We start from the raw sequence: 6,334 nt of genomic DNA, 5'->3' as shown, positions 1-6,334 counted from the left end.
GCGGCGCCGTCGGGGTCCTGCCCGGCGGTGCCCGGCCGCTCGTCGGGGTCGATGTGGGTGAGCAGTTCGGTCGGCAGGAACAGCACGGCGCGCACACCGCCGTACGGGGACCGGGTGTCCACCGAGACGCTGAAGCCGTACCGCGCGGCCAGCAGGCCCACCACGGCGAAGCCGAACTGCGGCGGGTCGCCGAGCCGGGAGACGTCCACGGCGCGCTGGCCGGAGAGCAGGTTGGCGGCGCGCTGGACCTCCAGGCCGTCCATGCCCACACCGGCGTCGTCGATCACGATGCAGGCCCCGTTGTGCACCGGCTGGAGGCTGACCTCCACGGAGGTGTTGGGCTGCGAGTGGCGGGCGGCGTTGTCCAGCAGCTCGGCGACCGCGAGCACGGCGGGCTCCACGGCCCGGCTCACCACCGCGACGTCGATCAGCGCGTGCACCTGCACCCGCTGGTAGTCGCGGATGCGCGACTTGGCGCCGCGGACCACATCGGTCAGCGAGGAGGCCAGCCGCTGCCGGCCGGGCCAGGAGCCGCAGAGCACCGCGATGGCCTGGGCGCGCCGGCCGAACTGGGCGTTGGCGTGGTCGATCTCCAGCAGGTCCCGCAGCACATCGGGGTTGTCGTGCCGCTCCTGCATCTCGGAGATGGAGACCTGCTGTTCGTTGGCGAGTCCCTGGACGGCTCGCATGGACGCCTTGAGCGCCGCCTTGGCGGAGGCGTCGGCGCGCGTCTGCGCCTTGTCCACCGCCCGGGTGAACTGCTCCATGACGGCGTGCAGGCTCTGCGCGAAGGCCGTACCGGCCAGCTTCTCGTCGCGCAGGCCCGGCAGCGGGCCGGGCTGGCTCAGCGCGTCGGCGATCGAGGGGAGGCGTACGTCGACGAGATGGCGCACCTCCTCGTCACGGGCGCGCAGGCTGTCCTCGAGCGTGGCGTTGCGCCTGCGGACTCCGGCGGTGATCTGCCGCTGGCGGATCAGAAGCACCAGGACGACGAGAAGCGCGGCGGCCAGACACCAGCTCACCGCCTCCGATATGTGATCAGTCATCAGGAACCTCGTGCAGGGGAAACGCGGGCGCGGAAGGAACGTTCAGAGCCCTGATGTCCCGTCCGGAAACGGAATACGACGATCATCTTAGCCATGTCGTGACCTAGCGTCCGACACCCGCGACAAAGTTCGAACCAGCGCGAATCACTGGGCATTTGTCATGTGGTTTCGGTGAAGATCCGGGATTTCAGGCGAAGATGAAGGGTCGCGACCACCCGAGGAGCGCCGTAACCCGGGCCCACCGTAGTGGTCACGGCTGATCACCGACAGCCTTTTCACTCTCCATCCGCAACCGGAAATGATCGTTACCTCTTTCCTCCGGGCGTGTCCGCGATCACCTCCGGCCACCACCCCTCATCACTCATCACCGTGGGAACCATCGCGCTATGTCATACGTCACCACCTTCATTTCCGGACCGTCGCGCGCGGACGGGGGAGCGGGCCGCCAGTACGGATACGGTGGGGACAGGTGCCGTGGCGGCCGATTCCCGTCGTCCCCGGGCACCGGCATCGGGGTCCCGCCCCGCTGTCGCCCCGTAGGTCCTGGAAGGAAGATGTGAGCAGGGTGTTTGCGCAGGTCGGCACGGTCATCAGGAGTGCGGGGTAGGACGCATGCATATCGTGATCATGGGCTGTGGCCGGGTGGGCGCCGCCCTCGCCCAGACCCTGGAGCAACAGGGGCACACGGTCGCGGTCGTCGACCAGGACCCCACCGCCTTCCGCCGCCTCGGCGCGGGCTTCGGCGGGCGCCGGGTGACCGGCGTCGGCTTCGACCAGGACACCCTGCGCGAGGCGGGCATCGAGGAGGCCGGGGCCTTCGCCGCGGTCAGCAGCGGCGACAACTCCAACATCATCGCGGCCCGGGTGGCCCGCGAGATGTTCGGTGTGGAGAACGTGGCGGCCCGGATCTACGACCCCCGCCGCGCCGAGGTCTATCAGCGCCTCGGCATCCCGACCGTGGCCACGGTGCGCTGGACCGCCGACCAGATGCTGCGGCGGCTGCTGCCGTCCGGCGCGGAGCCGCTGTGGCGGGACCCCAGTGGCGGGGTCCAGCTGGCCGAGGTGCACATCTCCCCCTCGTGGGTGGGCCACAAGGTCAGCAAGCTCCAGGAGGAGACCGGTGTGCGGGTCGCGTTCCTCACCCGGCTCGGCGAGGCGATGCTGCCGATCTCCGAGACGGTGCTCCAGGAGGGCGACCTGGTGCATGTGATGATGCGCACCGACGAGGTCGAGAAGGTCGAGGCGGCCTTTGAAAAGGGTCCCGAGGAGGCCGGCCGATGAGAGTTGCCATTGCCGGTGCGGGCGCCGTGGGGCGTTCCATCGCGAGCGAGCTGCTGGAGAACGGGCACGAGGTGCTCCTCATCGACAAGGCGCCGACCGCCATCTCGGTGGAGCGGGTGCCGCAGGCCGAATGGCTGCTGGCCGACGCGTGCGAGATCACCTCGCTGGACGAGGCGGCACTTCAGCGCTGCAACGTGGTCATCGCGGCCACCGGTGACGACAAGGTCAACCTGGTCGTCTCGCTGCTCGCCAAGACCGAGTACGGGGTGCCCCGGGTGGTCGCCCGGGTCAACAACCCCAAGAACGAGTGGCTGTTCAACGAGGCGTGGGGCGTCGATGTGGCCGTCTCCACCCCGCGTCTGATGTCGGCGCTGGTCGAGGAGGCGGTGAGCGTCGGCGATCTGGTGCGGCTACTCCGCTTCAGCCACGGCGACGCCAACCTGGTGGAGCTGACGCTGCCGCCGGAGGCGGCGCTGGTGGGCACCCGGGTCGGCGATGTGGAGTGGCCCGAGGACACCACGCTGGTCACCATCATCCGCGGCACCCGCGTGCTGACCCCGAACAAGGACGATGTGCTGGAGGCCGGGGACGAGCTGCTGTTCGTCGCGGCACAGGCGCGCGAGGAGCAGCTCGAGCAGCTGTTGTCCGTCCAGCGCCAGGACGCCGCCGGTTAGGCCGTGAGCTCCCGCCCTGGGCTCCCGGCTCGGGAGCCCAGGGCGGCGGGTCTCAGTGCCGGGGCGGCTGCCGGTCGGCGGATTCGGTACGGGCCTCGGACACGATCTGGCCGGTCCACTCCGAGAGCAGCGGATCGGCGATCTTGTCGGCTTCGGCCTTCGTCCGCTCGCGCTCCCGCTCGGCCTTCTCCTCCGCCTCCATCTCCGCGATGACGTCGATCGGCGGCGGGGCCTTGGCCAGGAAGATCCAGGTCAGATAGACGCAGAGCAGGAACGGCGGAATGCCGAGCGCGACCTTGACCCAGCCGAGCTGAGTGGCGTCCCCCCACCAGTAGAGCGGGAACAGCACCGCCGACTTGGCCAGCAGGATCAGCCCCCACGCCCAGGTGGACCGGGTGTAGGCGCGGAACCGGCCCGGGTTGCGGGTGCGCCAGGAGAGGTTCTCCTTCAGCATCGGCCCGAGCAGGACCCCGATCAGCGGGAAGCGGAAGATCGCCGAGAGGATGTAGGCGATCGCCAGGCCCAGGGTGTAGAGCATGCCCGGCAGATAGAAGTTCTTCGCGTCGCCGGACATCATCGCGAAGATCGCGCCGAACGCGACCCCGAAGATCCCGCTGAAGGCGTGCTTCAGCGTCTCCTTGCGCACCAGCCGGGCGAGCCCGAGCAGCACGGTGAGGCCCAGCGCGGCGATCGCGGCGAGGTGGATGTCCCGCTTGATCGTGTACAGCAGGACGAAGACCAGACCGGGGACGGTGGTGTCCACCATGCCCCGCACCCCGCCGAACGCCTCCAGGAGCGCGGTGTCCGCCGCCGTCCTGCTGTCGGCGGCGGTGCGTCGGTGCCCGGTCGGGGGCGTCTTGTCGTCTGGCGTCACCGGCTACTCCTGTCCGAGCGGTCGGAGTTCGTACTTCGGATTGAACAGCACCCGGCGCCCATGGCTCATGGAGATCCGGCCCGAGGCGATCAGCTTGCGCCCCGGTTCTATCCCGATGATGGAGCGACGGCCCAGCCACACCACGTCCAGCGCGGCGGTGCCGTCGAAGAGCTCCGCCTCCAGCGCGGGAACTCCGGCCCGCGGCCTGAGGGTCACCGTGCGCAGCGTGCCCGTCACCTTGACGATCTGACGGTCACCGCAGTCGCCGATCTTGGTGCAGCCCGCGGCCTCCGCGTCCTGCTGCAACTCGGCGGAGTGCAGTTCCTCCTGGGAGCTCGACAGCCGGTCCAGCATCCGCCGGAACCGGCCGACCGGTTTGTCGGACCTGTCTCCCCTGTCAGCCCCGTCGGAGGGGTGGCGTACGGAACTCATACGGCCAGCGTACCGGTGCGCCATCGCCGAAACGCCGTCCCCGCGCTCATCGCTCGAACCGGTAGCCCATGCCCGGCTCGGTGACACAGCATCCCCCGGGGGCAACCCCCGGACCCCCGGCCGGACACCCGCCTCGCGTCCTCACCGCTCAAAGCGGTACCCCATGCCCGGTTCCGTGACGAAGTGGCGCGGATGCGAGGGGTCGGCCTCCAGCTTGCGGCGCAGCTGCGCCATGTACACCCGCAGGTAGTTGCTCTCGGTGCCGTACGAGGGGCCCCAGACCTCCTGCAGCAGCTGCTTCTGGCTGACCAGGCGGCCGGCGTTGCGCACCAGGACCTCCAGCAGATGCCATTCGGTGGGGGTCAGCCGCACATCGCGGCCGTCGCGATGGGCCTTCTTGGCGGCCAGGTCGACGGTGAACGCGTCGGTCTCCACCACCACCGAGTCCTCCGGCCGCCCGACGGGCTCGGCGCGGCGGACGGCCGCGCGCAGCCGGGCGAGCAGCTCGTCCATGCCGAACGGCTTGGTGACGTAGTCGTCCGCACCGGCGTCGAGTGCCTCGACCTTCTCGTCCGAGGTCTGACGGGCGGAGAGCACCAGGATCGGCACCCGGGTCCAGCCCCGGAGGCCCCTGATCACCTCCACCCCGTCCATATCGGGCAGGCCGAGGTCGAGCACGATCACATCGGGATGGCGGGCGGCGGCGAGCCGGAGTGCGGTGGCGCCGTCCGACGCCGCGTCCACCTCGTACTTGCGCGCCTTCAGGTTGATCACGAGGGCGCGCACGATCTGCGGCTCGTCGTCCACCACGAGCACCCGGTTCATCTGGCGGGCCTGCCTTTCCGTGTCGTTGTGCCTGACGTGGAGCCGACCTGGACCGGGAGGCCGGGGGCGGCCGGCGGGCGGTCGCGGGCGACGCGCAGCGTGAGCACCATGGTCATCCCGCCGCCGGGGGTGTCCTCGGCGGTCAGCCGCCCGCCCATGGCCTCGGCGAAGCCGCGGGCGACGGCGAGCCCGAGGCCGACCCCGGCGCCGCGCGGGGCGTCCCCGTAGCGCTGGAAGGGCTCGAAGATACGGTCCTTCTCGCTGTCCGGCACGCCCGGCCCGCCGTCGGCCACGCGCAGTTCCACCCGGTCGCCGAGGGCGCTCGCGGAGACCAGCACGGGGCGGTCCGGCGGGCTGTACTTCACCGCGTTCTCCACGATGTTGGCGACGGCGCGCTCCAGCAGCCCGGGATCGACCGCGACCATCGGCAGCTCCTCGGGGATGTCGAGGGCGACGTCGGCCTCCGGGACACCGACGAGTGCCATCGGCACCACCTCGTCCAGGTCGATCTCCCGGATGAGCGGGGTGACGGTGCCGGTCTGCAGCCGGGACATGTCCAGGAGGTTGCCCACCAGGTGGTCCAGCCGGTCGGCGCCGCTCTCGATGCCCTCCAGCAGCTCGGCCTCGTCCTCCGCCGACCAGGCCACGTCATCGGCGCGCAGGGAGCTCACGGCCGCCTTGATGGCCGCGAGCGGGGTGCGCAGATCGTGGCTGACGGCGGCGAGCAGGGCGGTGCGGATGCGGTTCCCCTCGGCCAGCTCACGGGCCTGCCCGGCCTCCTGGGCCAGCCGCTGCCGGTCGAGGACGACGGCGGCCTGGGCGGCGAAGGCGGCGAGCACCCGGCGGTCCTCGGCGGGCAGGACCCGGCCGGAGAGCGCGAGCGCCATATGGTCGCCGACCGGCATGTCCACCTCCGCGTCCTCGGGCCGCTCGGGCGGCGGGGTGCCGCCGTGGCCGCCGACGCTGCCCGCGCAGGTCCAGGGGGCGACGTCGCTCTCCCGCTCCAGCAGCGCGACGGAGTCCATGGCGAACGTCTCGCGGACCCGCTCCAGCAGCGCCTCCAGGCTGGTCTCGCCGCGCAGCACGCTGCCCGCGAGGAAGGACAGTATCTCGGACTCGGCGCGCAGCCGGGCGGCCTGATGGGTGCGGCGGGCGGCGAGATCCACCACGGAGGCCACACAGACCGCCACCGCCACGAAGAT

The 6,334-nt window shown here is 71.0% G+C and carries 7 protein-coding genes; 2 read left to right on the top strand and 5 right to left on the bottom strand.

The window, feature by feature from the left end; genetic code table 11:
- The coding region (locus GWI24_RS38755) for an ATP-binding protein (protein WP_210950722.1) at positions 1 to 1,046 on the bottom strand (1,046 nt) is incomplete at its 3' end.
- Positions 1,047 to 1,658: 612 nt separating this feature from the next.
- Between GWI24_RS38755 and GWI24_RS38750 the strand changes: the two genes are divergently transcribed.
- Entirely contained in the window at positions 1,659 to 2,327 is a 669-nt protein-coding gene (locus tag GWI24_RS38750) for a TrkA family potassium uptake protein (RefSeq protein ID WP_210950721.1), read from the top strand.
- Positions 2,324 to 3,001: a TrkA family potassium uptake protein gene (locus tag GWI24_RS38745; protein ID WP_030834322.1), complete on the top strand. Its 678-nt coding sequence runs from the start codon at positions 2,324 to 2,326 to the stop codon at positions 2,999 to 3,001. Before GWI24_RS38750 ends, GWI24_RS38745 begins: the two co-directional genes overlap by 4 nt.
- A gap of 52 nt (positions 3,002 to 3,053) precedes the next feature.
- Here the strand turns inward: GWI24_RS38745 and GWI24_RS38740 are convergent, their stop codons facing one another.
- The 4 genes from GWI24_RS38740 to GWI24_RS38725 form a co-directional block, all read right to left on the bottom strand.
- Positions 3,054 to 3,875 carry a DUF3159 domain-containing protein gene (locus GWI24_RS38740; RefSeq protein ID WP_210950720.1) on the bottom strand — a complete coding sequence of 274 codons (822 nt, stop codon included), beginning with the start codon at positions 3,873 to 3,875 and terminating at the stop codon, positions 3,054 to 3,056.
- Between the two features lie 3 nt (positions 3,876 to 3,878).
- Entirely contained in the window at positions 3,879 to 4,307 is a 429-nt protein-coding gene (locus GWI24_RS38735; protein WP_078559625.1) for an OB-fold nucleic acid binding domain-containing protein, read from the bottom strand.
- 141 nt (positions 4,308 to 4,448) lie between these two features.
- Complete coding sequence (locus GWI24_RS38730; RefSeq protein WP_037962341.1) at positions 4,449 to 5,132, bottom strand: response regulator; 684 nt, start codon at positions 5,130 to 5,132, stop codon at positions 4,449 to 4,451.
- The coding region (locus GWI24_RS38725; RefSeq protein ID WP_247617495.1) for a sensor histidine kinase KdpD at positions 5,129 to 6,334 on the bottom strand (1,206 nt) is incomplete at its 5' end. The genes GWI24_RS38730 and GWI24_RS38725, both read right to left, overlap by 4 nt.

The sequence above is a fragment of the Streptomyces sp. MK37H genome (assembly GCF_018035285.1).
GTDB classification, from domain to species: Bacteria; Actinomycetota; Actinomycetes; order Streptomycetales; family Streptomycetaceae; genus Streptomyces; species Streptomyces endocoffeicus.
Note: the sequence above shows the minus strand (reverse complement) of the source record. Positions and strands in the feature narration are given on the sequence as shown.